Origin of the sequence: Plantactinospora sp. BB1 (assembly GCF_003030385.1) — a bacterium.
Lineage (GTDB): Bacteria > Actinomycetota > Actinomycetes > Mycobacteriales > Micromonosporaceae > Plantactinospora.
This window is the reverse complement of record NZ_CP028159.1, coordinates 7367422-7390507: the sequence shown is the minus strand read 5'-3', so window position 1 is coordinate 7390507 and position 23086 is coordinate 7367422. Positions and strand designations below refer to the sequence as shown.

The 23086-nt window shown below is 73.0% G+C and carries 20 protein-coding genes; 10 read left to right on the top strand and 10 right to left on the bottom strand.

The annotated features are described in order from the left end of the window. Positions 1–7 precede the first annotated feature (7 nt). Positions 8–964: a peptidylprolyl isomerase gene (locus C6W10_RS32370; protein WP_107262858.1), complete on the bottom strand. Its 957-nt coding sequence runs from the start codon at positions 962–964 to the stop codon at positions 8–10. Positions 965–1292: 328 nt separating this feature from the next. On the opposite strand from C6W10_RS32370, the gene C6W10_RS32365 reads away from it, so the two are divergent. The 3 genes from C6W10_RS32365 to C6W10_RS32355 all read left to right on the top strand — a co-directional run bounded on the left by C6W10_RS32365 (position 1293) and on the right by C6W10_RS32355 (position 4448). Beyond that, a complete protein-coding gene (locus C6W10_RS32365) occupies positions 1293–2045 on the top strand; it encodes an MBL fold metallo-hydrolase (RefSeq protein WP_107262857.1) in 753 nt (250 codons plus the stop codon). A 40-nt stretch (positions 2046–2085) separates the two neighbouring features. Then, entirely contained in the window at positions 2086–3432 is a 1347-nt protein-coding gene (hisS, locus tag C6W10_RS32360; protein WP_107262856.1) for a histidine--tRNA ligase, read from the top strand. 68 nt (positions 3433–3500) lie between these two features. Then, positions 3501–4448, top strand: coding sequence for an acyl-ACP desaturase (locus C6W10_RS32355; protein WP_107262855.1), 948 nt, complete (start codon positions 3501–3503; stop codon positions 4446–4448). 59 nt (positions 4449–4507) lie between these two features. Here C6W10_RS32355 and C6W10_RS32350 read toward each other — a convergent pair whose 3' ends face one another. From C6W10_RS32350 to C6W10_RS32335, 4 genes are all read right to left on the bottom strand, one after another. Then, positions 4508–6196 carry a D-glucuronyl C5-epimerase family protein gene (locus C6W10_RS32350; RefSeq protein WP_159104850.1) on the bottom strand — a complete coding sequence of 563 codons (1689 nt, stop codon included), beginning with the start codon at positions 6194–6196 and terminating at the stop codon, positions 4508–4510. A 211-nt stretch (positions 6197–6407) separates the two neighbouring features. Continuing rightward, positions 6408–8750 (bottom strand): ABC transporter permease, encoded by a 2343-nt coding sequence (locus C6W10_RS32345; protein WP_107262853.1) that lies wholly within the window; start codon positions 8748–8750, stop codon positions 6408–6410. Then, a complete protein-coding gene (locus C6W10_RS32340; RefSeq protein ID WP_107262852.1) occupies positions 8747–9439 on the bottom strand; it encodes an ABC transporter ATP-binding protein in 693 nt (230 codons plus the stop codon). Before C6W10_RS32340 ends, C6W10_RS32345 begins: the two co-directional genes overlap by 4 nt. After that, a complete protein-coding gene (locus C6W10_RS32335; protein ID WP_107262851.1) occupies positions 9436–10029 on the bottom strand; it encodes a PadR family transcriptional regulator in 594 nt (197 codons plus the stop codon). Before C6W10_RS32335 ends, C6W10_RS32340 begins: the two co-directional genes overlap by 4 nt. Positions 10030–10224: 195 nt before the next feature. Here C6W10_RS32335 and urtA point away from each other — a divergent pair, with 195 nt between their 5' ends. The 6 genes from urtA (at position 10225) to C6W10_RS39560 (ending at position 17660) form a co-directional block, all read left to right on the top strand. Continuing rightward, positions 10225–11448, top strand: coding sequence for an urea ABC transporter substrate-binding protein (gene urtA / locus C6W10_RS32330; RefSeq protein ID WP_199853061.1), 1224 nt, complete (start codon positions 10225–10227; stop codon positions 11446–11448). 56 nt (positions 11449–11504) lie between these two features. Next, positions 11505–12386, top strand: coding sequence for an urea ABC transporter permease subunit UrtB (gene urtB, locus C6W10_RS32325; protein ID WP_107262850.1), 882 nt, complete (start codon positions 11505–11507; stop codon positions 12384–12386). Beyond that, positions 12383–13621: an urea ABC transporter permease subunit UrtC gene (gene urtC, locus C6W10_RS32320; protein WP_199853780.1), complete on the top strand. Its 1239-nt coding sequence runs from the start codon at positions 12383–12385 to the stop codon at positions 13619–13621. The genes urtB and urtC overlap by 4 nt, the downstream gene beginning before the upstream one ends. Next, positions 13618–14385, top strand: coding sequence for an urea ABC transporter ATP-binding protein UrtD (gene urtD / locus C6W10_RS32315; protein ID WP_107262849.1), 768 nt, complete (start codon positions 13618–13620; stop codon positions 14383–14385). The genes urtC and urtD overlap by 4 nt, the downstream gene beginning before the upstream one ends. Further along, complete coding sequence (gene urtE / locus C6W10_RS32310) at positions 14385–15080, top strand: urea ABC transporter ATP-binding subunit UrtE (RefSeq protein ID WP_107264451.1); 696 nt, start codon at positions 14385–14387, stop codon at positions 15078–15080. Before urtD ends, urtE begins: the two co-directional genes overlap by 1 nt. Before the next feature lie 324 nt (positions 15081–15404). Continuing rightward, entirely contained in the window at positions 15405–17660 is a 2256-nt protein-coding gene (locus C6W10_RS39560; RefSeq protein WP_159104849.1) for a WD40 repeat domain-containing protein, read from the top strand. A gap of 16 nt (positions 17661–17676) precedes the next feature. Here C6W10_RS39560 and C6W10_RS32300 read toward each other — a convergent pair whose 3' ends face one another. Next, on the bottom strand, positions 17677–18525 hold the full coding sequence (locus C6W10_RS32300) for a GDSL-type esterase/lipase family protein (protein ID WP_107262848.1): 849 nt from the start codon (positions 18523–18525) through the stop codon (positions 17677–17679). A gap of 214 nt (positions 18526–18739) precedes the next feature. On the opposite strand from C6W10_RS32300, the gene C6W10_RS32295 reads away from it, so the two are divergent. Then, a complete protein-coding gene (locus C6W10_RS32295) occupies positions 18740–19780 on the top strand; it encodes a S1 family peptidase (RefSeq protein ID WP_107262847.1) in 1041 nt (346 codons plus the stop codon). An 88-nt stretch (positions 19781–19868) separates the two neighbouring features. Here C6W10_RS32295 and C6W10_RS32290 read toward each other — a convergent pair whose 3' ends face one another. The 4 genes from C6W10_RS32290 to C6W10_RS32275 form a co-directional block, all read right to left on the bottom strand. Next, positions 19869–20600: a DUF998 domain-containing protein gene (locus C6W10_RS32290; protein WP_107262846.1), complete on the bottom strand. Its 732-nt coding sequence runs from the start codon at positions 20598–20600 to the stop codon at positions 19869–19871. Between the two features lie 9 nt (positions 20601–20609). Next, complete coding sequence (locus C6W10_RS32285; RefSeq protein ID WP_107262845.1) at positions 20610–21536, bottom strand: urease accessory protein UreD; 927 nt, start codon at positions 21534–21536, stop codon at positions 20610–20612. Beyond that, positions 21536–22264, bottom strand: a complete 729-nt coding sequence (gene ureG / locus C6W10_RS32280) for an urease accessory protein UreG (RefSeq protein ID WP_107264450.1) — start codon at positions 22262–22264, stop codon at positions 21536–21538. The genes C6W10_RS32285 and ureG overlap by 1 nt, the downstream gene beginning before the upstream one ends. Positions 22265–22418: 154 nt before the next feature. Continuing rightward, positions 22419–23084: an urease accessory protein UreF gene (locus C6W10_RS32275; RefSeq protein ID WP_107262844.1), complete on the bottom strand. Its 666-nt coding sequence runs from the start codon at positions 23082–23084 to the stop codon at positions 22419–22421. Between the last annotated feature and the right edge of the window lie 2 nt (positions 23085–23086).

Sequence of the window (23086 nt, the reverse complement as noted above, 5' to 3'; positions counted from 1 at the left end):
GCGGTTCTCAGGACTGTCCGGCAACCGTCGGGCTGGCCGACGGCACCGGCGGCGTCGGGGTCGCCGCCGACGGCACGGCCGTCGGGTCGGCCGACGCCGGCTCACCAACGGTGAGGCTCTGGATCACCACGTCGGTCTTCGGCTTGATTTTGACGCCAGAACCATTGTCCACGGTTTCCATGGCGCCGATCTTTTTGATCACGTCGAGTCCGCTGGTCACCCGGCCGACGATCGGATAGCTGGGCTGGGTCGGGCTGAAGTCCTTGAAGAAGATCAGGAACTGGCTGCCGTTGGCGCCGGGCGCGTTTCCGATCATGGCGACGGTGCCGACCGGGTAGAGCGGTGCGGCCGGAGTGGTCGCCGCCGGGCTGGCGGACGGGCTCGCCGCCGAGCTGGCGCTGGCCGACGGGTCGGCGGACGGGCTCGCCGCCGGGGCCTCCGGGGTGTTCTCGCTCAGGAAGGTGTAGGTCGGGCCGCCCTGGCCGGTGCCGCTCGGGTCGCCGCAGCGCAGCGCCCCCTCGCTGGTCAGCTCGTGGCACTTGGTGTTGTCGAAGAACGACTTGCCGGCCAGGTGGGTGAAGCTGGCCGCCGCGCAGGGCGCGGTGGCCAGGTCAAGTTCGACGGTGACCGGGGCGCCCTGGTTCGTGGTGATCGTCATCGGCCGGGTGCCGGTGGTGGGGAGGTCCCGGGTGGGCGGGGTGCCGACGTCCTTGAGGTTCGTGTTCGCCTGGGCGTCCTGGCTGCTCCAGGCGCAGGTCTCGGCGGCGGCGGTGTCGTCGGCCGGCTCGCGGTCGAAACCGCCGAGCGCCCAGAACGAGCCCAGCACGATCAGCAGCAGCGCGAGGGCGGAGCCGATCCCGGCGCGGATCTGTCGCTTGCGCCGGGCAGTGGCCGCCCGCCGGGCCATCTGCCGGTCGAGCTTCGCCCGCGCGAGTTTGCGCTGCCGGTCCCTGCTGGAAGCCACCCGAGCTCCCCTTTCCATGTGCCCTGGTCGTCGTCTTGCCTCTGGTTGCCGCGCCGACGGTCGTCCTGGCCAACGGCACGATCCGCCGCCCCGGCGTCAAGTGCGCCACGCCACACGCCCGCCAGAGTGTACGGGTAACCGCTGGGAAAGTGTTGTACGAGGTCACTCCGAAACCATCGGAGATTATCACTGTGTCCCCTGATGCCTCCCGGGGCAGGTGTATATGGGCGGTCGGCCCCGAGGGCCGCCCGATATGGTGGGGTCGAATCGCTACCGAGACCCAGGAGCCCCGTACCGCCCCTGAGACCGTCGGATGGGAGGAGCGGACGTGCTCGTCGCCGGCTTCCCCGCGGACGCGTTCGGCACCAACTGCTACGTGGTGGCCACCGCGCCCGGGGAACAGTGTGTCGTCGTCGACCCCGGCATCGGGGTGCTGGACCGGCTCGACGACCTGCTGGCCGAGCATCGGCTGCGGCCGGCCGCCGTGCTGCTGACCCACGGTCATCTCGACCACACCTTCTCGGTCGCGCCGGTCTGCGGCGCCCGGGGCATCCCGGCGTACGTGCATCCGGGCGACCGCGAGCTGCTCGCCGACCCGGCCAAGGGGCTCTCGGCGGACCTGACCCGGCTCTTCGGCGGGCGGCTGCCGTACACCGAGCCGGAGGACGTGGCCGAGCTGACCGACGGGGCGACCCTGGCGCTGGCCGGGTTGGAGATCACCGTCGACCACGCCCCGGGCCATACCGGCGGGTCGGTGCTGTTCCGGCTGCCGGGCACGGGCTCGGCAGTCCGGTCCGACCTGCCCCTTCCACCGGGTGTGGACTGGGCGGCGGAGCAGATCTGCCTGGCGGGCGACGTGCTCTTCGCCGGGTCGATCGGCCGCACCGACCTGCCGGGCGGCAGCTCGTCGACGATGGTACGCAGCCTGCGGGAGAAGATCCTCCCGCTCGCCGACGACACCGTCGTGCTGCCCGGCCACGGCCCCGCGACCAGCATCGGCCGCGAGCGGGCCAGCAACCCGTACCTGATCGAGGTCGCCGGCCCGGACGGGCCGCGGGTCGCGTCCACCCGAGGCTGGTAATCCCCGCTCGCGCGGCTGCGCGAGATCCGACAGGAGCGTCATGAGCAAGCCAACACCCATCTCCGGCTTCCCCGAGTGGGCGCCGCCGCAGCGGATGATCGAGCAGTACGTGCTCGACCGGATCCGCCGCACCTTCGAGCTGTACGGCTTCGCGCCGCTGGAGACCCGCGCCGTCGAGCCGCTGGAGCAGCTCCTGCGCAAGGGCGAGACCTCAAAGGAGGTCTACCTGATCAGTCGCCTCCAGGAGGAGGGGCCGGCCAGCACCGGCGAGGGCACCCTGGGGCTGCACTTCGACCTGACGGTGCCGTTCGCCCGGTACGTGCTGGAGAACGCCGGCCGGCTCCAGTTCCCGTTCCGGCGCTACCAGATCCAGAAGGTCTGGCGCGGCGAACGCCCGCAGGAGGGGCGCTACCGCGAGTTCCTCCAGGCCGACATCGACATCGTGGACCGGGACACCCTGCCGCCGCACCACGAGGCCGAGATCCCGCTGGTGCTCGGCGACGCGCTCGGCGGCCTGCCGATCCGCGGCACCGACGGACGGCTGCCGATCACCGTCCAGGTCAACAACCGCAAGATCCTCGAAGGCTTCTACCGGGGGCTCGGGCTGGCCGATCCGCTGGCGGCGCTGCGTGCGGTGGACCGGCTGGACCGGGTCGGGCCGGACCGGGTGGCGGCGCTGCTGGCCGAGACCGCCGGGGCGACCGAGGCGCAGGCCAAGGCGTGCCTGGCGCTGACCGAGATCGCCAGCCCGGATCCGTCCTTCGCCGACGCGGTGCGCGGGCTAGGGGTGACCGATCCGCTGCTGGACGAGGGGCTGACCGAACTGGTCGCGGTGATGGAGAACGCGGTGGCGCACGCCCCCGGGCTCTGCGTCGCCGACCTGCGCATCGCCCGGGGCCTGGACTACTACACGGGTACGGTCTACGAGACCCAGCTGCGCGGGTACGAGCGGTTCGGCTCGGTCAGCTCCGGCGGCCGGTACGACAACCTGGCCAGCGACGGCAACGCCCGGTTCCCGGGGGTGGGCATCTCGATCGGGGTCACCCGGCTGCTCGGGCTGCTCTTCGGCGCGGAGGCGCTGACGATCTCCCGCAGCGTGCCGACCTGTGTGCTGGTGGCGCTGGCCGCCGAGGAGCGCCGGCCGGAGAGCAACCGGATCGCCGAGGCGCTGCGCCGCCGGGGCATCCCGACCGAGGTGTCGCCGTCGGCGGCGAAGTTCGGCAAGCAGATCCGGTACGCCGAGCGGCGCGGCATCCCGTACGTCTGGTTCCCCGGGGCGGACGGGATGGGCGACGAGGTGAAGGACATCCGCTCCGGCGAGCAGGTGGCGGCGGTGCCGGACGCCTGGTCGCCACCGGCCGCGGACCTCTGGCCGACGGTGGGCTGATCTTGCATCACCGGGGGTGACGGCCGTAACCTACGCTAACGTAACTTACGCCAGCGTAGGGAGAGCCCGTGACCGTCACCCCCACCGCACCGCTCAGCCAGACCGCCCTGCTGATCGAGTTGGAGCCGGTCGTCGCGGGCAACCTCGACCGGCACCTCCGGGCGGCCAAGGAGTGGTTTCCGCACGAGTACGTGCCGTGGGGCGAGGGACGGACCTTCGACGGGATCCTCGACGGCGAGGCGTGGCAGCCCGAGGACAGCATCGTCCCCGAGGTGGCCCGGACCGCGCTGGTGGTCAACCTGCTGACCGAGGACAACCTGCCGTCGTACCACCACCAGATCGCGACCCTCTTCGGCCGGGACGGCGCCTGGGGGACCTGGGTGCACCGGTGGACCGCCGAGGAGGGGCGGCACGGCACGGCGATCCGCGACTACCTGACCGTGACCCGGGCGGTCGACCCGGTGGCGCTGGAGCGGGCCCGGATGACGCACATGTCCGCCGGCTACGACAACCCGCACGACGACGAGGTACTGCACTCGCTGGCGTACGTCTCGTTCCAGGAACTCGCCACCCGGATCTCGCACCGCAACACCGGCCGGGTCACCGGCGACCCGCGCTGCGAGCAGCTGCTCGCCCGGATCGCCGCCGACGAGAACCTGCACATGGTCTTCTACCGCAACCTGCTCGGCGCCGCCTTCGAACTGGCACCGAGCCAGGCGATGCGGGCGGTCGCCGACGTGGTGGCCGACTTCCAGATGCCCGGCAACGGCATCGAGGGCTTCGCCCGCAAGTCGGTGGCGATCGCCTTGGCCGGCATCTACGACCTGCGCCAGCACCGCGACGACGTACTCATGCCGGTACTCCGGCAGTGGGACGTCTGGAACGTCACCGGCCTGGACGCCGACGGCGAGGCCGCCCGCGAAGAGTTGGCGGCGCAGCTCGACGGGCTGGACCGGGCGGCGGCCCGCTTCGAGGAGAAGCGGGACGCCCGACTGGCCCGGCTGGCCCGGGCCTGACACCGGGGGAGGGGGCGGCCCGGTCCCGGGAGCATCCGCCCCGGGGCCGGGCCGGGTGCTCAGATCCGGTTGACGGCGGTGTAACCGGCGAACCAGCCGGCGTGGTCGCCGTCGGCGAGCCGGACGTGTGCCACCCCGTTCACCACGGTCCGCCGGTCCAGGTTGATCGGATCGTTCAACCGGTAGTCGCTGACCACCGAGCTCATCGAGTCGCCCGAGGTGATGGTGTAGAGGGTCAGCGGTTCCTGCGCCACCGTCGCCGGGCGCAGGATCCGGTAGCCCATCGGAGCGGCCTCGCCGGTCATGTACGAGTGCTGCCGGAGCTCCTCCAGGTAGTAGCCGGCCAGCGAGCCGGCGGTGATCTCGTACCAGATCCCCTCCTGGCGGAGGATCTTCAGCCGGTCGGCGGAGGGCGCGCTGCTGCGCCGGCTCAGGCTGATCGTCTTGCTCGCGGTGACCGCACCGGCGCTGTCGAACCGGTAGCCGGTGTGCTGGCCGGGCTGGAAGGTGACCGGGCCGGCGACGCCGTGCGGCGGGAAGTCGGTGTAGTAGAGCTCGGCGATCTGCGCGAAGATCGTGTCACCGGTGATCGCGTAGCAGCAGATGTGCTGGGTCATGTGGATGGTGTGGTAGGTGTTGGCGTCCGAGCCGTGCCGCAGGCAGTACTTGCTGCGCCAGTGCCGGTTGCGGATGTCGGCGTAGACGTCCCGCATGGTGGTCAGCGCGCCCTGCAACAGCACCTTCGCCCGCTCGTCCCCGGTCAGCACGAAGAAGTCCCAGAGGCCGAAGAGCGAGAAGTTGTGCCCGTTGTAGGTGAGGTCGCCGGAGATCCGCTGCGGGTGCGCGTACTCCTCCAGCCAGAGGCGGCCGTCCACCACGTAGACGCCCCAGGGGCGGCCGGCGACCGGGGTGACCAGGTAGGAGGCGAAGGTGCCGTTGAGGGCGGCCAGCCAGATGCCGGCCCCGGTCAGCTTGTAGAGCCGACAGAAGAGGCTGAGCGCCTGCCCCTGGGCCATCATCGAATACCACGGTGGGTCGTAGAGCTCGTTGGTGCCGTGCAGGACGAACTCGAACGGGTACGGGAAGAACCATCCGCCGCCGTGCTCCACCCGCCGGTCGACCAGGCGCTGGGCCTGCTTCTTCGCCCGTTCCAGGTATTCGGCGTTGCCGGTGATCCGGTGCGCCTCGATCAGCGCCAGCCCGTACTGCGCCTGTGCCACCGGGTGGTCGTACATCCGTCCGTTGCGGATGGACATCCGGACCCCGGTCGAGTCGTGCGGCTCGGTGTCCTCCAGCGGCACCGCGAGCCGCAGGTAGTACGGCCGGATCTCGTCGGGGAGGTCACGGATCTCGAACGGGTGGTATTGGAAGTCGAACGGGACTCCGGGCACGGAACTCGACGAGGAGAGCGACGCGACGCCCGCGGTCGACTCGGCGGAGGGGGCGAGCCGGCGGGCGTCCTCGGCGGAGAGCCGGGGCACGTCCCAGAGGGCCTCCGGATTCAGCGGCGGCGAGATCTCCCGCGCCGGGTCGATGAGCGGGCCGGGCGAACCGAGGAACGCCGCCCCCGGCCGGAGTCGTTCCTTGCCGGGCGCCGGCGGCTGCCCGCCCGGCACCCCGACCGGCCGGGCCCGGGCCGGATCGCCGAGCAGGACGGCGCCACCGACCGCCAGCCCGGCGCCGAGGACGCCTCGTCGTGACCACCGCCCGAATCGGGGGCTCTCTGCTGCTGGAATTCGACTGCCCATATCCACTCCGCTCGAAATGCGCGCCGGACTGGGTCACCTGTCTAGCAGACCGGGGCAAGAGCGGCCGGGCCGAAAACGGGTCTCCGCTGTGGACCGCCCGCCGGGCGTCGTCCCCGGCCCCACCGGTGGGCGATCGCGACGACTGTCGATCGGTCCACCGGCGGGCCGGGGACGACGGCTCACTCCGTGCGCCGTCCGGCCGGGCGGAGCATCATTCCGTGCGCAGTCCGGTCGGGCGGAGCAGCCGCCACAGCGCGGGCAGGCTGAGCGCGGTCACCAGCAGGACGACGGCCCCGGCGATCCCGGACATGCTGGCGATGCTGGGCCAGTCGAGGCGTACGGGCTGGCCGACCAGGACCAGCAGGATGCCGCCGAGCGCCGTACCCAGCCCGATCGCCAGGACGAGCCCGAGCAGCACCGGTACGGCGGTCTGCCAGAGCACCGAGGTGCTCAGGGTGCCGCGCCGGGTGCCGAACGCCACCAGTACGGCCAGCGCGCGGCGGCGTTCCCGCAACTGCTCCAGGATGCCGACCAGCAGGCTGGCCCCGAGCAGCAGCAGCGTGGCCACCACCCCGACGTAGAGCCCACGGCGGAGCTGGGCGAACCGGGTGACCTCCTCGGTGGCCCGCAACGTCTGCACCTGCGTCACCGGGCCGAATCCGGCCGCCGCGTTGCGGACCAGTTCGATGGTGTCGGGCCGGGTCAGGTCCATGCTGAGATAGACCCTGCCGCCGAGCCCGCGCAGCGTGCCCGGGTCGAGCGCGCCGGGGGTGACGAGCAGGCCGGTGAACTGGTTGCCGGCCGGGTCGGTCCGGCCGGGGACGGTCCGCAGTCCGGCCGGCACGGTCCACCGGGTGGTCGTCGCCGGGTCACGGAAGCCGATCTCCAACTCCCGGCCGGGTGCCGGGATGTTCGCCCGGTCCAACGGCCGCTCGTCGGTGATCCGGAAGACGTCGCCGTCCACACAGCGATCAGGTACGGCGAGTTCGCGCAGCGCCGCGCAGTCCGCGATCCGCAGCAGGGTCGCCGGCCGCTCGCCGTACTCGTCGGGGGTCCAGCCGACCGGCGACACGGTGGTGTCGAGGACGCCGACCGCCGCGTCGACCCCGGGGATGGTCCGGAACCGCTCGGCCAGCGAGCCGGGGTGGGCCCCGGCCAGGCCGTCGTCGACCACCACCATCGTCTGGGCCCGGCTGACGTCGTGCCCGGTGGCCCGGACGTATTCGTGCTGGACCCCGGCGAAGAGCATCTGTAGCGCGATCCCGCCGGCCACCGCGACCGCGACGCCGCTCACCATCCGGGCCGAGGACTCGCTGTCGAGTTGCAGCCGGCGGATGGCGAGCTGCCAGGAGACGGTGCCGCCGCGGAGCCGACCGACCACGGACTCGACCAGCCAGGGCAGCAGCGCGGCGACGCCGACCAGGAGCAGGGCGACTCCGGTGATCACCTGGACCTGGTTGACCGGGCCACCGGTCTGGTCGATCCCGCCGTGCAGCGGGGCGAGCAGCGCGACGCCGACGATCGGCACGGTCAACCGCCACCAGAGCCGGCGTCGGCGACTCGCGGAGCGGCGTACCACGCCGAGCGGTTCGACGACGATCCGGCGCAGCGCGAGCTGGGCGACCGCGACGGCGACGGCGGGCACCGCCAGGACGATCAGGACAGCCAGCGCCGGGCTCGGCCGGACGTCCCCGGCGAAGACGCTGATCCCCTCCAGGGTGACCTGTTCGACGAGTTGCCGGCCGAGCAGGAAGAAGGCCGCACCGGCCAGGAGTCCGAAGAGCGCGCCGACCAGTGCCTCCCCGGCCGCGACCCGGCGGGTCGTCACCGCGTCCGCGCCGACCAGCCGGAGCGCCGCGAGTCGCCGGTCCCGGGCCTCGCCGCCGAAGCGTACGGCGGCGGCGATGAAGACCGCGATCGGCAGCAGCAGCACCACGAAGATGATCAGGACGAGCAGCATCAGCACGGGGTCCAGCCCCTCGCTGCTCGACTCGGAACCGAAGTGGTCGATCCGCATCGTGGGGCCGCCCGGCCGGAGCTGGTCGGTGCCGAGGTAGTAGGCGTACTCGTTGGGCCCGGAGAGGCCCTCGTCGGCGATGGTGCCGACGACGGGATGATCCAGCCGGGGCCGGAGCAGCGCCCCGTCCGGCGAGTCGAGGAGCCGGGCCAGCGCGGGAGAGACGACCAGCTCACCGGGGCCGGGGAGCCGGGTCAGCCCGGGTGGCACCGGTGGATGCGCGCCGTCGGGCTGGAGCAGGCGGCCCCGGATCACCTCGTTGCGGTAGACGGTGTCGGCCGCCGTGACGAGCAGGGTCCGGTCGCCGGGCGGTGGCTGCGCGGAGCCGAAGAACTGGTCGTCGCGGGCGGCGTTCCGCTCCGACCGCCCGTCGAGCATGGTGGAGACGGAGGTGCTGGTCAGCAGCAGGGCCACCCCGAGGCCCACCCCGACGGCAGTCATCAGGGTGCGCAGCAGCCCGTTGCGGCCACCGGCGAAGACCAGCCGGGCGCCGAGGGCGAGGTCCGCCGCCCACCCGGTGCTGCGGTGCCGGCTCATCGGTCCGCCAGCACGGTTTCGCGGGTACGACCGTCGCGCACCACGACCTCCCGGTCGGCGTACGCGGCGACCCGTGGCTCGTGCGTGACCAGCACGACGGCGGCGGCGGCCTCCCGGGCCGCCCCGGTGAGCAGCCGCATCACCTGCTCGCCGTTGAGCGAGTCCAACGCACCGGTCGGCTCGTCGGCGAAGACGACCCGGGGCGCGCTGACCAGGGCCCGGGCCACCGCGACCCGCTGCCCCTGCCCGCCGGAGACCTCGCCGGGACGCTGTCCGGCCACGTCGGTGACCTCCAGTCGGTCCAGCCACTGCGCCGCCCGGCGCTCGGCCTCGCGGCGGCGTACCCCGGCCAGCCGCAGCGGCAGCGCGACGTTCTCCAGGCAGCTCAGTTCGGGCACCAGTTGGCCGAACTGGAACACGAAGCCGAACTCGCTGCGGCGCAGCGCGCTGCGTTCGGCGTCGGACATGGCGGAGAGTTCCCGGTCGCGGTAGCGCACCGCACCGGCGTCCGGCCGGACGATCCCGGCCAGGCAGTGCAGCAGGGTCGACTTGCCGGAGCCGGAGGGACCCATCACGGCCACCACCTCGCCGGCCCGGATCGCCAGGCTCGCCCCGTCCAGCGCCGGGGTCGTCCCGTACGCCTTGTGCAGCGCGACCGCGGCCAGCAGCGGCTGTTCCTCGGCGGTCATGCCGACACCTCGGATCCGGTCGGGTCGCCGTCCCGCTGTGCCGAACCGGAGCGTGCGGCGGGTGGGTCGGCGGAGAGGGTGGCGGCGAGCTGGTCGAGGCGGGCGGCGGTCAGCTCCAGCCACCGCAGGTCGGCCTCCAGGTGGAAGAGCGCGAAGTCGCAGATGAGCTGGTCGGCGAGGTCGCCGTCGGCCTTGCGCCGGGTGAGGGTACGCATCAGCCGCAGGTGCTCGGCGCGCTGCACGTCCAGGATGTCGGCGGCGTCGCGGCCGGTGAGCAGCCCGAGCACGACCTTGGCGTAGAGGGTGTTCTGCAGGTAGGTGTCGGGCTTCTCCGGCCGGGCCAGCCAGTGCTGCACGTCGGTGACCCCGGCGGCGGTGATGGCGTAGCGCTTGCGCTCCGGGCCGGCGCCGGGCTCCACGCCGTCGACGGTGACCAGACCGCTCTTCAGCAGCCGGGCCAGCGTCGAGTAGACCTGCCCGTAGTGCAGCGGTCGGCCCTGGCCGAAGCGTTCGTCGTAGACCCGTTTCAGCTCGTAGCCGTGCCGTGGGCTGGCCTCCAGCAGGCCCAGGAAAGTCTGTCCGATCGACATGCGGGGGACTCTACACCACGGGTATACACCGGATGTATAGCCGGGGTGCGTACCGTCTGCGTGACTCCGGTGATCGAACTGCGTTGTGAGGGTTCGTTAACACGACAGACATCGATGCACTCAGATTCATGAAATCCAGCATTCCTACGGTTCGTGGCACTACGCAGCAGTCCTGCGGCGAAAGGGGAGAGGCGGATGCCACGAGGCGTGCGGAACCGGCTGGTCATGCTGGTCGCGGCGGCGGTGTTGCTGGCCGCGGGCGGATGTGCCGAAGATCCGACGACGGCGTCGGGTGCTGGCAGTGGAAGCACCATCAAGGTCGGCATCCTGCACTCGTTGAGCGGCACCATGGCGATCAGCGAGGTGACCGTACGGGATGCCGAACTGCTCGCCATCGAGGAGATCAACGCCGCCGGTGGGTTGCTCGGGAAGAAGCTCGAACCGGTCGTCGAGGACGGCGCCTCGGACTGGCCCACCTTCGCCGAGAAGGCGCAGAAGCTGATCTCCGCCGACCGGGTCGCCACCGTCTTCGGCGGCTGGACCTCGGCCAGTCGCAAGGCGATGCTGCCGGTCTTCGAGCGGAACAGGGCGCTGCTCTGGTATCCGGTCCAGTACGAGGGGCTGGAGAGTTCGCCGTACATCTTCTACACCGGGGCGACCACCAACCAGCAGATCGTGCCCGGCCTGGACTACCTCAGGGAGCAGGGGAAGAAGACCGTCTTCCTGGTCGGCAGCGACTACGTCTTCCCGCGTACCGCGAACAAGATCATCAAGGCGTACGCGGCGGCGAACGGGATGACCGTGCTCGGCGAGGAGTACACCCCGCTCGGGCACACCGAATACAGCACGGTGGTGAACAAGCTCCAGCAGGCCAGGCCGGACGCGGTCTTCAACACCCTGAACGGGGACAGCAACGTCGCCTTCTTCAAGCAGCTGCGCAGCAGCGGCATCACCGCCGAGGCGATGCCGACCGTCTCGGTCAGCGTCGCCGAGGAGGAGGTCGTCGGCATCGGCCCGGAGAACGTCGCCGGACACCTGGTGGCCTGGAACTACTACCAGACCACGGCCGGGGCCCGGAACGAGACCTTCGTGAAGGCGTTCAAGGCCAAGTACGGCGCCGCCAAGGTCACCTCCGACCCGATGGAGGCCGGCTACAACGCCGTGCACCTCTGGGCGGAGGCGGTGAAGAAGGCGGGCAGCGTCGACGTCGAGGCGGTGAAGAAGGCGTCGGCCGGGATCTCGCTGGAGACCCCGGAGGGGACCGTCACCATCGACGGCGAGAACCAGCACGTCTTCAAGACCGCCCGGATCGGGCTGGTCCAGCCGGACGGCCAGATCCGCGAGGTCTGGAACTCCGGCAAGCCGATCAAGCCCGACCCCTACCTGAAGGGCTACCCGTGGGCGGCCGGCCTCTCCTGAACACCGGACAGATCCCCGACTGACGGCCGCGAAACCGGGACGGAGGCGCCGGCGCCATGGCGACACTCAACCAACTGGTGATCGGGGCGAGCATCGGAGCGGTGCTGCTCCTGATCGCCCTCGGTCTGACCTTCACGTTCGGCCAGATGGGCGTGATCAACATGGCCCACGGCGAGTTCATCATGGCCGGCGCCTACACGGCGTACCTGCTGCAACCGCTGGTCGGCACCCAGTCGGTGCTGGTCGCCCTGCCGTTGGCGTTCGCCGTTGCCGGGGTGCTCGGGCTGATCCTCGAACGGCTGGCGATCCGGCACTTCTACGGCAGACCGCTGGACACCCTGCTGCTCACCTGGGGGATCAGCCTGGTCCTGCAACAGGTCGCCCGGGACATCTTCGGCGCGCCGAACGTGCAGGTACGCGCACCGGGCTGGCTCACCGGCGGCCTCGACCTCGGCGGGGTACGCCTGCCGTACAACCGGGTCTTCATCATGGTGCTCGCGGTCGGCTGCGTGCTGGCGATCTGGCTCTACCTGACCCGGCTGCGGCACGGCCGGCGGATGCGCGCGGTGATGCAGAACCGGCAGCTCGCCGCGGTCAGCGGGGTGGCCACCGAACGGGTCGACCAGCTCACCTTCTTCATCGGCTCCGGCCTGGCCGGGGTCGCCGGGGTGGCGCTCACCCTGATCGGCCCGGTCGGGCCCACCCTCGGCACCAACTACATCGTGGACGCGTTCCTGGTGGTCGTCGCCGGCGGCCTCGGACAACTCCGGGGCGCGGTCATCGCCGCCTTCGCCCTCGGCATCCTGAACAGCTTCGTCGAATTCTGGGTCGACAACGGGGCCAGCTTCGCCAAGGTGGTGGTGTTCGCCGTGATCATCGGTTTCCTCCAGCTCCGCCCGCAGGGGATGTTCGTCGTGCGTACCCGGGCACTGTCGTGACCGGGGCGGTCGCGGTCGCACCGGACCGGCCGGGCGGCCCGCTGCGGCGCCGGCTGACCGGCCCGGCGCTCTTCGTCGCGGTCGGCCTGCTGCTGGTACTGGTCGCTCCGGCGGTGCTCTCGCCGTTCCGGCTGGACCTGCTCGGCAAGTACCTCTGCTACGCCATCGTCGCGGTCGGGATCGGCCTGGCCTGGGGCCGGGGCGGGATGCTCACCCTCGGCCAGGGCGTCTTCTTCGGCCTCGGCGGCTACGCCATGGGCATGCACCTGAAGCTGCGCGAGGCCGGTCCCGGCGGGCTGCCGGACTTCATGGTCTGGAGCGGGGTGGAGAGCCTGCCGGCGCTCTGGCGGCCCTTCGCCAACCCGGCCTTCGCGCTCGCCATGGTGGTGCTGCTGCCGGTCACCGTCGCGGTGCTGCTCGGCCTGCTGGTGTTCCGGCAGCGGGTCCGGGGCGCCTACTTCGCCGTGCTCTCCCAGGCGCTGGCCGCCGCGTTCGTGATCCTGCTGGTCGGCCAGCAGGGGCTGACCGGCGGCACGAACGGGCTGACCAACTTCCAGATGTTCTACGGCTTGGACCTCTACCAGCCGGGCGACAAGCGGATCCTCTACCTGGTCGTGGTGGGTGTGCTCGGGGCGATGTTCCTGCTCGCCTGGCAGTTGAGCCGCAGCCGCTTCGGGCAGTTGCTCCTCGCCGTGCGCGACGGTGAGGACCGGGTGCGCTTCCTCGGCTACGAGCCGGCCGTGGTGAAGACCATCGCCTTCGCCGTCTCCGCCGGGATGGCCGGGATCGCCGGTGCGCTCTTCGTGCCGATGGTCGGCCTGCTCAGCCCGGCCAACCTGGGCATCGTCGCCTCGCTCGAACTGCTGATCGGGGTGGCGATCGGCGGCCGGTTCTCGCTGGCCGGCGCGGTCGGCGGCGCCCTGCTGGTCAACTACGCCAAGACCATCTTCAGCGAGGAGTCGGCGGACAACTGGATCTATCTCCAGGGCGCGATGTTCGTGGTGGTGATGCTCTGGGCGCCGCGCGGGCTCGCCGGGCTCGCCGCCGACCTCCGGGCCGCCGTCCGGCACCGGCGCCGCCGCCCGGGCCGGGCCGTCGCGGCTCCGGTCCCGTCGGGTACCCCGGCGGCGAACGGACGCGGCCCCGTCGACTCCGTCGTCCCGGTCGCACCGGTCGAGCGCTCCCCGGCCGGGGTGTCGGTGGCGGCCGCCAACCGGGCGGAGGAGCCGGCATGACCGAGCTGCTCCGGGTACGCGGGCTGAACGTGCTCTTCTCCGGCTTCCGGGCGATCACCGATCTCGACTTCACGGTCGGCGCCGGTGAGCTGCGCTTCCTGATCGGGCCGAACGGGGCCGGCAAGACCACCCTGATCGACGTGATCACCGGGCTGACCAGACCCGCCGCCGGCTCGGTCCGCTTCGCCGGTACGGAGCTGCTGGGGCGGCGGGAGCACCAGATCGTCCGGCTCGGCATCGGCCGTACCTTCCAGACGTCGGTCGTCTTCGAGCAGTTGACCGTAGTGGAGAACCTGGACCTGGCCGCGACGTTCCGGCGCCCGCTCGGCACCCTGCTGCGGCGTCGCCGGGGCGTCGCCGACCAGGTGGCGGCGGCGCTGGAGACCACGGGGCTGGCCGAGTTGGCCGACCGGCCGGCCGGGGTGCTCTCGCACGGGCAGCGGCAGTGGCTGGAGATCGGCATGCTGCTCGCCCAGCGGCCCAGCCTGCTGCTGCTGGACGAGCCGGTGGCCGGGATGAGCCGGGACGAGCGGGCCCGCACCGGCGAGCTGCTCCGGCAGGTCGCGAAGGAGCACACCGTGATCGTGGTGGAACACGACATGGACTTCCTGCGCCGGTTCGCCAGCACGGTGACGGTGCTGCACGAGGGCCGGCTGCTCTGCGAGGGGACGGTGGCGCAGGTGCAGGCCGATCCCCGGGTGCAGGAGGTCTATCTCGGCCGGACCCGCAAGGAGAGCGCCGAGCTGGTCAAGGAGGCGTCGTGATGCTGACCGTGCAGGGCCTGGACGTGGCGTACGGGCGGGCGCAGGTGCTCTTCGGGGTGGACCTGGCGGCGCCGGCCGGCTCCCTGGTCTGCGTGATGGGGCGCAACGGGGTCGGCAAGACGACCCTGCTCAAGGCGATCATGGGCGTACTGCCGGTCCGGGCCGGCCGGGTGCACTTCGCCGGGGAGGAGATCACCGGGCTGAAGACCCACGAGCGGGTACGCCGGGGACTCGGCTACGTACCGCCCGGCCACGAGACCTTCCCGCAGCTCACCGTCGGGGAGAACCTCCAGGTGGCGGCGGAGGCGGCCGGCCAGGTCAGCCGGGGGGCGGTGGACGAGGCCCTCGACCTCTTCCCGGCGCTGCCGGGGCTGCTGAAGCGCCGGGCCGGCTTCCTCTCCGGCGGGCAGCAGCAGCAACTCGCCATCGCCCGTGCCCTGGTCAGCCGGCCGAAGATGCTGCTGCTGGACGAGCCGACCGAGGGCATCCAGCCGTCGATCATCCTGGAGATCGAGGAGGCGGTACAGCGGCTGCACAACGAACTCGGGCTCGCCATCCTGCTGGTCGAGCAGTACCTGGACCTGGCACTGCGGCTCGCCGACCGGTTCGTGATCCTGGACGCCGGTGAGGTGGTCCGGTCCGGTGACCGGACCGACCTGCGGGATCCGTCGGTGCACTCGCTGCTCTCGGTCTAGTCGGCGCGGGGCGGAGCAGCGGGATCTCCGGTCGGTCCGGAGCTGCCGCCCGTGTCCGGCATGCCACCCGTGTCGGGCATGCCGCTCCTTTCGCGGGGTCCGGACCGACCTGCCGGCCGGACTAAGATGCGGTAAATGATCGTCGATGCGCTGGCATCGCCCGGTCACTTCTCCGCCCCTCCCTCCGGTCGGCTCGCCATCCGATCCCGCTGACGTGGATCTGGCGCCGGCCTAGCCGCCACGAGAGATCGCCACGATCGTGTTTCCGTTTTCTCCGGCCATCGCCCAGCCGGACGGGCGGCATCCCGGGACGGCGCGCCGCCGATGACCGACGGGACAGCGGGGCGTACCCCGCAGCGGTCCGTCCGGCCCGGCGTCGCCGAACCGGCCCGGACCGGTCCACCACCCTGGACCGGCGTACCGCTCTGGAGCTGGGGCGCCGCCGGCCGGCGACCACGACCACTGCCGGCGCGACCCGGGCCGTACCAGCCGGTGCCGGCCTGGGTCACCGCGCTGGTCGGCTTCACCGACGACCGGACCGGACGCCCCCGCGCCCTCGTCACCAGCTACGCCGGGGCCCGGGTGGTGCTCGACCTGCCCGACGGTGCGCTCGTCGGCGCGGTGGACGAACGGGCGCACGCGCGGTCGTCCGCGACGACCCGGATCGACGGCGAGCAGTTGGTCGTCTCGGGCGCCGGGGCCGGCTATCTCCAGGTGAGCGACCTCGACACCGGCCGGTCCCGCTGGCGGCAGTGGTGCGGCGACGTGCGCTCCCTGGCGACCGTCGCGCTGGCCGGCCGCCCGTTCGCGGTGCTGACCGGCGGCTCACCGCACCTGGAGATCTGGTCGCTCGGCGCCGACCGGGGCGCCCGGGTGCGCACGCTGCGCACCGGCAGCGACCGGATCAGCGTCCTGGCCGCGACCGAGGCGGGCGAGGGCGCCGTGCTGGCGGTCGGCACCAGCACCGGCCGGGTCTCGCTGTGGCGGCTGGCGTCGACGTCGGCCGGCGACGCCGTCCGGGTCGAGCCGCTCGGCGGGTACGACTTCGAGGTCGCCGGGCTGGTGACCGTGCTGACCTTCGCGGAGCACTCCGGCCGGCAGGTCCTGCTCGGCGCCGCAGGCCGGGTGGCCCAGGGCTGGGACCTGCGCGCCGGGCGACCGCTCGGACCGGCGTTCACCGGGCACACCGGCCAGGTCAACTCCGTACTCGCCGGCCGGCTCGGCGGGCGTGCCGTGCTGTGGAGCGGCGACGACGCGACCGTACGGGCCTGGCTGCCGGAGACCGGCCGGCAACTCGGCGAGGCGTTCCGCTACCCGTACGAGGCGGCGCCGACCCGGACGATCGGGGCCGAGATCGACGGTCGGCCGATGCTGGTCACCGGGGACGGTGCGGGGCTGGTCTGGGTCTGGGATCCGGAGCGGCCGTACCCGTTCCGCCGCGACCCTCCGCCCGCCGACCGGGAGGACGGGTCGACGGCTCCTCCGGATCTCCCCGGGCCCCGCCTCGGGGCCGGCGGGTCGGTGGCCGCTCCGCTACTCCTCGCGGCCTCGCCCGGGCACCCGGTCCGGGGATTCGAGCCGACGACCGGGGCCGAGGTCGAGTTGCCGCTTGCCGGGACTCCGGCGGGTGGGACGCTGGTCCCCGGCGAGCACCCGCTGCTGGCCGAGGCCGGAGCCGACCATGTCCGGCTCTGGGATCCGGCCACCGGGGAGCGGATCGCCGCCCTGCCGATCGGGCGTGATCCGGGCCGACCCGGGGCGGCGGCGGTGGGCGTCTCGGGGCCCACGCCGGTGGGGCCGCTCGCCGTGGCGCTGCTGGACGGCCGTCGGGTGCTGCTGCTGGCCGACGGGGCCGCGCTGTTCCGGGTCGACGTCGCCACGGGCCGGCTGGACGGGCCGGCCACCGGGCACACCGGCCGGATCCGGGGGCTGGCGGTCGGCGAGCTGGCCGGGGTACCGGTCGGATTGACCGCCGCCGAGGACGACACCGTACGACTCTGGGAACTCGACGCCCGGGAGCCGTCCGGGTGGCCGGTGCTGGACGGTTTCGGCGGTGCCGCATACGCCGTGCTGGCCGCGACGGTGCACGGCCGCGGCCTGGTCTTCGGAGCCGGCCGGAACGGGCAGGTCCGCTGCGCCGACGTCACCGAGCTGGTCCGGTCGATCCGGGCCGGCCGCCTCGGCGAGGCCGATGTCGACGCCGAGGCCGGTGCCGCTGCCGGGGCCGGCCGCCTCGCCGATGCCGAGGCCGGGGCCGGGGCCGGGGCCGGGGCCGGCGGTGGGCCCGCCGGCCCGGCCCCTCCGGTCCTCGACGGGCTGCCGCCGGAGCCCGTCGTCGTGCTGACCGCCACCCGGCCGGTGCGCTCGCTGGCCGTCGTCCGGGCGGACCGGACCAGCTGGCTGGTGGCGGCGGACGGCAGCGTGCTGCGGTGGCAGCCCGTCGGCGAGCCGGGACGACCGGGCCAGACCATCGAGATGGCCGCACCGGTGACCGACCTCGTCGCGCTTCCCGGGGTGCTGGTGGTGGCGACCGGGGACGGACTCGTCGGTTACCGCCCACCACCGGACCGGGCCGGATAGCCCGGCCGGCCGGCGGCTACCAGCGGAACCCGGCGCCGTACGAGATCTCGGCCAGCACCCGCTGCCCGGACGCGTTCGGGTGGAAGTAGTCCCAGCCGGACAACTGGCCGAGCGTGAACGGATAGTTGAACACCGCGTTGCCGTCGAAGACGCAGTTCGACCCGTACGCGGCGCAGGCCGCGGCGAGCTGGCTGTTGTAGTCGACCACCCGCTGGCGTACCCGGTTGCGCCGGTCCACGTCGGCCTGGGCGTTGGAGGTCGGGCTGGCCAGCATCGACTGGCAGATGCCGAAGAGCGACCACGCCGTACGGGCGGCGGCGCTGCCCCGGCCGACCGACCAGAGTCGCTGGATGTCGGGCACGCTGATCACGAACACCCGGGCGTTCGGCAGCCCGGACCGCAGCCGGCCGAGCGCGGCGTCGATGTTGCTCCGGAAGGTGCCCACCGGGGTCATGCCCGACTCGGAGCTGGTGCAGGCGTCGTTCGCGCCGATCAGCATCGTCACGTAGCCGACGCCCTGCGAGACGGCGGTGTCGGCCTGGCCGGCCATGTCCGCGGACTTGGCGCCGGAGCGTCCGTCGTTGTGGTTGCGGCCGGCGATCGCCGGGTTCACCGCCCGAATCCGCAGGTAGTGGCTGTTCACCCCGGAGTCGTCACCGGTGCTGAAGGAGCGGGACGGGCAGTCGACGTACCACCCGCAGGCGTTGAATCCCCGGGTGATCGAGTCACCCAGGCTGGCCATCGAGGCGGGCGGTGGGCCGGGGTCGGCCTGCGCCGGGCCGGCGACGAGCCCGACCGAGCCGACGAGCACGACGGTGGCGAGGAGGGTGGAGAGGAGGGTGGCGGTACGGCGGGGAGCGGACATGGGCGGCCTCCGGATCGCGGTTGCCTGAGCCAGCTGGGGGTGGGCGAATCATATAGAGCGGCCTGAGTCTCCACAACGGAGCTGACCATAAGGCGAACGCCCTGTTGCAGGCGATATGTTAGGCATCTTGTTCATGATCTTAGATGTCTGAATACTCGTATCACATGTGCCAACTCGGCGCAGACACCTCCAAACCCCCCTTGGGAGGCTCTACATGCGACCCACAAGGTCATCGATCCGCCTTGTCGCGATCGCGTCCGCGGCGGGCTCACTCGTCGCCGGCATGCTGATCGGCGTACCGGCGCAGGCTGCCCCGGTCGCCAGCCCGGAGGCCGCGACGGCGCTCTCCGAGCGGCTCGGCGCCCGGTCCGCCGGCACCTACCTCGGCGCCGACGGCAAGATGGTCGTCACCGTGACCGACGAGGCGGCGGCCCGCCAGGTCCGGGCCTCCGGGGCGACCGCCAAGGTCGTCACCCGCGGTGCGGCCGAACTGGCCCAGGTCACCGCCGAGTTGGACAGGTCGGCCCGGATCCCGGGCACCGCGTGGTACGTCGACCCGGTCAGCAACCAGGTTGCGGTCGACGTGGACAGCACGGTCACCGGTGCCAAGCTCGCCAAGATCAAGTCGGTCACGGCGCGCTTCGGCGGTGCCGTCCGGATCCAGTCGATCCCCGGCACGCTGAGCACCACCATCTCCGGCGGCCAGGCGATCTACACCAGCGGCAGCCGGTGCTCGCTCGGCTTCAACGTCCGCAGCGGCAGCACCTACTACTTCCTCACCGCCGGCCACTGCACCAACGCCGGGGCGAACTGGTCGAGCAGCTCCGGCGGCTCCGTGATCGGCACCCGGGCCGGCAGCAGCTTCCCCGGCAACGACTACGGGATCGTGCGGTACAACAGCACCGCGCAGCAGCCGGGTGACGTCTGGCTGTACAGCGGCAGCCGGGACATCACCGGTGCGGCCAACCCGACCGTCAACCAGTCGGTGCAGCGCAGCGGCAGCACCACCGGGCTGCGCAGCGGCCGGGTGACCGCGCTCAACGCGACCGTCACCTACCAGGGCAGCGGCACCGTCTCCGGCCTGATCCGGACCACCGTCTGCGCCCAGCCGGGCGACAGCGGCGGCCCGCTCTTCGCCGGCAACACGGCGCTCGGCCTGACCTCGGGCGGCAGCGGCAACTGCAGCACCGGCGGCACGACGTACTTCCAGCCGGTCGTCGAGGCGCTCAACGCGTACGGCGTACAGGTCTACTGATCCACCGGACTGATTCGGGCCGGTGATCCATCGGCGTGATCGGGATCTGCGGTGGGTGTCGGCGAACGGCCGGCACCCACCCTCCCGATCACGCCGATCGGCGTGCCGTCGCCGGTCGCCGACGGGTCCGACGGGTCCGACGGAACAGGGTCAGCACCACGATCAGCGGCCAGAGCGCCTCCGTGCCGGCGGTCAGCCGTTCGGCCAGCCCCGCCCAACCGCCGTCGGGCAGTTGCAGCGCCAGCCACAGGCCGAGGCCGAGCATCACCAGCGAGACGGCGGTGCCGACCGCCGGACGCAGTACCCATGGGCGGTCCGCCGTCCGGTCCGCCGCCCAGGTCGCCGTCCGGTCCGCCGGGGGGTGACCGGGCTCGCCCGGCCGGTCGTGCCGGGGCCCGAGCTGCCGGCGCCCGATCCGACCGGGGCGCAGTAGCGGCAGGGCGGCCACCGCCGGCCAGGCGGCCAGGGCCACGAAGGCGACCACCGCGGAGACGCCGTGCGCCCGGGGAGTCTGGGCGTCGGTCTTCGGCACCGCCGCCACCAGGACCGTGGCCACCCCGCCGAGGCCGTACACCAGTCGGGCGGCGGTGCGGACCGGGCGCAGGCCGATCGCGGTGACCAGGTGGGCCACCCCGAGCCCGGCCAGGCAGCCGATCAGGATCTGCCGGTCCAGCATCCCGTAGGAGGAGAGTGAGCTGACCGTGTCTCCCCAGGGGTCGTAGCCGGGTGGTTGCCGTACGGCCGCGACGGTCCATCCGATCACCAGCAGCACCGGGAGGGCCGCCGCCGAGAAAACCGCCCACCAGGGCACCGCAGGCATGCCGTCACACTACGTGACAGCATGCCCGGGTACGTGTCGATATGCCGCTCTGCCGCCCGCTTCCACCGCGCCGGCTGGCCGGTCGAGCGCCCGGTCGAGTCGGGCCCGGACCGCCCGCGCGTCCGCGCCGACCGCACTGACCAGCACGGCCGGGCCGCCGGCCAGCGGCAGCACCGCCGCCGCCACCCCCGCCTCCGGTGACGCCGTCCCGGACGGTCCCGCCCGCTCCGGTGGAGTCCCGCCGGACGGCCCGGCCCGGTCCGGTGCGCCGGAACCGGGTGCCGCCACCGGGTCGCAGGGGGCCGGCCGGGGTGGCGGAGTTTCGGTCCAGGCCGGGTCGACCAGCAGCACCGAGCCGACCGCCCGGCCGCCGCCGAGCACCGCCGGGCCGGACCAGCCGGCCGCGCCGGGCCCGACCGCGAGATCGTTGCGCAGCAGCGTACGGCCGCCGTACCGCGCCGTCATCTCCAGCCGTACGTCGCCGACCGGCTCGGCGTGCCGGCCGCAGACCAGTTCCTCCCGCCAGTACAGCGCCGCACCCTCGGCGAGTTCGACCCGGGAGTCGGTCCGGTGCGCACAGCCGGCCGCCCCGATCAGCGGTTCGGGCAGCCAGCGCAGTCGTCCACCGGCCGCCACCCGGGCCCGTACGGCGAGCCGGGACTCGGCACCGTCCCGCGCCGGCAGCGCCAGCGAGGCGGCGACACTCCGTACGCAGAGTCGCGCCCCCGGCCCGACCTCGATCTCGATCCGCAGCCGGTCGCCGCCGAGCGGGCCGGCCGCCCCGCCGACGAGGTGCAGTTCGACCTCGCGGTCCGGGTCCGCCGGGCCGACCGGTCCGGTCCGGCGCGGCAGCAGTGGCGGTTCGCCGCGCAGCACGGTCAGCCGGGTTCCGCGCGGCGGGTCGGCCTCGGCGACGATCCGGGCCAGTGCCCGCATCAGCCCGGGTGTCCCGGGCGGTCGTCCACCGGCACCGCCGGCGCCGGCAGCAGGGTGCGGATCCAGTCGGCGACCGGGCTGGCGGCCGGATCCTCCACCAGGGAGAGGAAGACGGTCGGCAGCGGGCCGCGCCGGGCGGACGCGTCCCGGGCCATCACCGACAGGTCGGCGCCGACCAGCGGGGCGAGGTCGGTCTTGTTCACCACCAGCAGGTCCGCGCCGGTCACCCCCGGGCCACCCTTGCGGGGCACCTTGTCCCCGCCGGCCACGTCGACCACGAAGATCTGCCGGTCCACCAGCCCTCGGCTGAAGGTGGCGGTGAGGTTGTCCCCACCGCTCTCCACCAGGATCAGGTCCAGCGGCCCGAGCAGTACCTCCAGTTCCTCCACCGCGTCGAGGTTGGCCGAGATGTCGTCCCGGATCGCGGTGTGCGGGCAGCAGCCGGTCTCCACCGCCCGGATCCGCTCGGCCGGCAGTACGCCGTTGCGGAGCAGGAAGTCGGCATCCTCGGTGGTGTAGATGTCGTTGGTGACCACGGCCAGCCGCAGTTCGTCGGCGAGGGTGCGGCAGAGCGCCGCGACCAGGGCGGTCTTGCCCGAGCCGACCGGGCCGCCGATGCCGACCCGGACCGCTCCGCTCCGCGCCGACCGCCCCAGTGGGGGATGGGGGTCGACGTCCGGGTCCGGGTGCCGGTGCGGAACCACATCATCGTCGTGTCCGTGCCGCATTCCACCGTCGGTGTGTTGCTGCGGGACTCCGCCGTCGGTGTGCTGGTGCGGGATCCCGTTGTCGGTGTGCTGGTGCGGGATCCCGTTGTCGGTGTGTTGTTGCGGCATTCCGCCGTCGGGTTGTCGGCGGATGCCGGTTTCGTGGTCGGGTCGGTCAGGATGCAAAGAGACGCACCTCCCAGCTCGCGTGAACCTCGGCACCGATCTCCAGCAGCGGGGCGGAGTCGGCGGGCAGCCGGTCGACCGGATCGTCCGCCCCGGCGGCGGCGAGTGCGGCCAGCCGGTCGCACGGGCCGGCCAGCTCGGCGAGCAGCGCGTGCACGGCGTACGGGTCCAGCCCGAGCAGCCGTACGGCGGCACTGGCCGGGCCGCTGACCGTCCCGTACGCCCCGGCGAGCGCCGCCTCGACCGGGGCGAGTCCGGCCGTCGCCGCCACGATGCCGAGCGCGACCGGATGGTGCCGGTCCCGGCGGGCCGGGTCGACCGACCAGATCGCCCGACCGGCGCGCAGCAGGGCCCGGCCCTGTGCCCGGGACGCCCGGCGCAGCGCGGGGGAGGGGGTACGGGCGTCCAGCCCCTCGTCCAGCGCGTCGAGTCGGTGGCCGTCGGGGTCCCCGGTGACGGCGGCGCAGGCGGCGGCGGCGAAGGCGGCGGTGACCCGGCCGGTGGTGCCGAGCCGGCCCCGGAGGAATCCGGCGAGGCCGGTCAGGTCCCGGAGCCGGCCACCGGTCACCGCCGCCTCCAGCCCGCCCGAGTGGGCGTGGCCGCCGGCGGGCAACCGGCCGTCGGCGAGCACCAGCAGGGTGGCGAGTCCGGTCATGG

What these genes read in the sequence shown, in the direction of transcription:
- hisS (WP_107262856.1), top strand. Translation starts at nt 2,086, where the DNA reads ATGAGCAAGCCAACACCCATCTCCGGCTTCCCCGAGTGGGCGCCGCCG.
- C6W10_RS32350 (WP_159104850.1), bottom strand. Translation starts at nt 6,196, where the DNA reads ATGGGCAGTCGAATTCCAGCAGCAGAGAGCCCCCGATTCGGGCGGTGG.
- C6W10_RS32345 (WP_107262853.1), bottom strand. Translation starts at nt 8,750, where the DNA reads ATGAGCCGGCACCGCAGCACCGGGTGGGCGGCGGACCTCGCCCTCGGC.
- C6W10_RS32340 (WP_107262852.1), bottom strand. Translation starts at nt 9,439, where the DNA reads ATGACCGCCGAGGAACAGCCGCTGCTGGCCGCGGTCGCGCTGCACAAG.
- C6W10_RS32335 (WP_107262851.1), bottom strand. Translation starts at nt 10,029, where the DNA reads ATGTCGATCGGACAGACTTTCCTGGGCCTGCTGGAGGCCAGCCCACGG.
- urtA (WP_199853061.1), top strand. Translation starts at nt 10,225, where the DNA reads ATGCCACGAGGCGTGCGGAACCGGCTGGTCATGCTGGTCGCGGCGGCG.
- urtB (WP_107262850.1), top strand. Translation starts at nt 11,505, where the DNA reads ATGGCGACACTCAACCAACTGGTGATCGGGGCGAGCATCGGAGCGGTG.
- urtD (WP_107262849.1), top strand. Translation starts at nt 13,618, where the DNA reads ATGACCGAGCTGCTCCGGGTACGCGGGCTGAACGTGCTCTTCTCCGGC.
- urtE (WP_107264451.1), top strand. Translation starts at nt 14,385, where the DNA reads ATGCTGACCGTGCAGGGCCTGGACGTGGCGTACGGGCGGGCGCAGGTG.
- C6W10_RS39560 (WP_159104849.1), top strand. Translation starts at nt 15,405, where the DNA reads ATGACCGACGGGACAGCGGGGCGTACCCCGCAGCGGTCCGTCCGGCCC.
- C6W10_RS32300 (WP_107262848.1), bottom strand. Translation starts at nt 18,525, where the DNA reads ATGTCCGCTCCCCGCCGTACCGCCACCCTCCTCTCCACCCTCCTCGCC.
- C6W10_RS32295 (WP_107262847.1), top strand. Translation starts at nt 18,740, where the DNA reads ATGCGACCCACAAGGTCATCGATCCGCCTTGTCGCGATCGCGTCCGCG.
- C6W10_RS32290 (WP_107262846.1), bottom strand. Translation starts at nt 20,600, where the DNA reads ATGCCTGCGGTGCCCTGGTGGGCGGTTTTCTCGGCGGCGGCCCTCCCG.
- C6W10_RS32285 (WP_107262845.1), bottom strand. Translation starts at nt 21,536, where the DNA reads ATGCGGGCACTGGCCCGGATCGTCGCCGAGGCCGACCCGCCGCGCGGA.
- ureG (WP_107264450.1), bottom strand. Translation starts at nt 22,264, where the DNA reads ATGCGGCACGGACACGACGATGATGTGGTTCCGCACCGGCACCCGGAC.
- C6W10_RS32275 (WP_107262844.1), bottom strand. Translation starts at nt 23,084, where the DNA reads ATGACCGGACTCGCCACCCTGCTGGTGCTCGCCGACGGCCGGTTGCCC.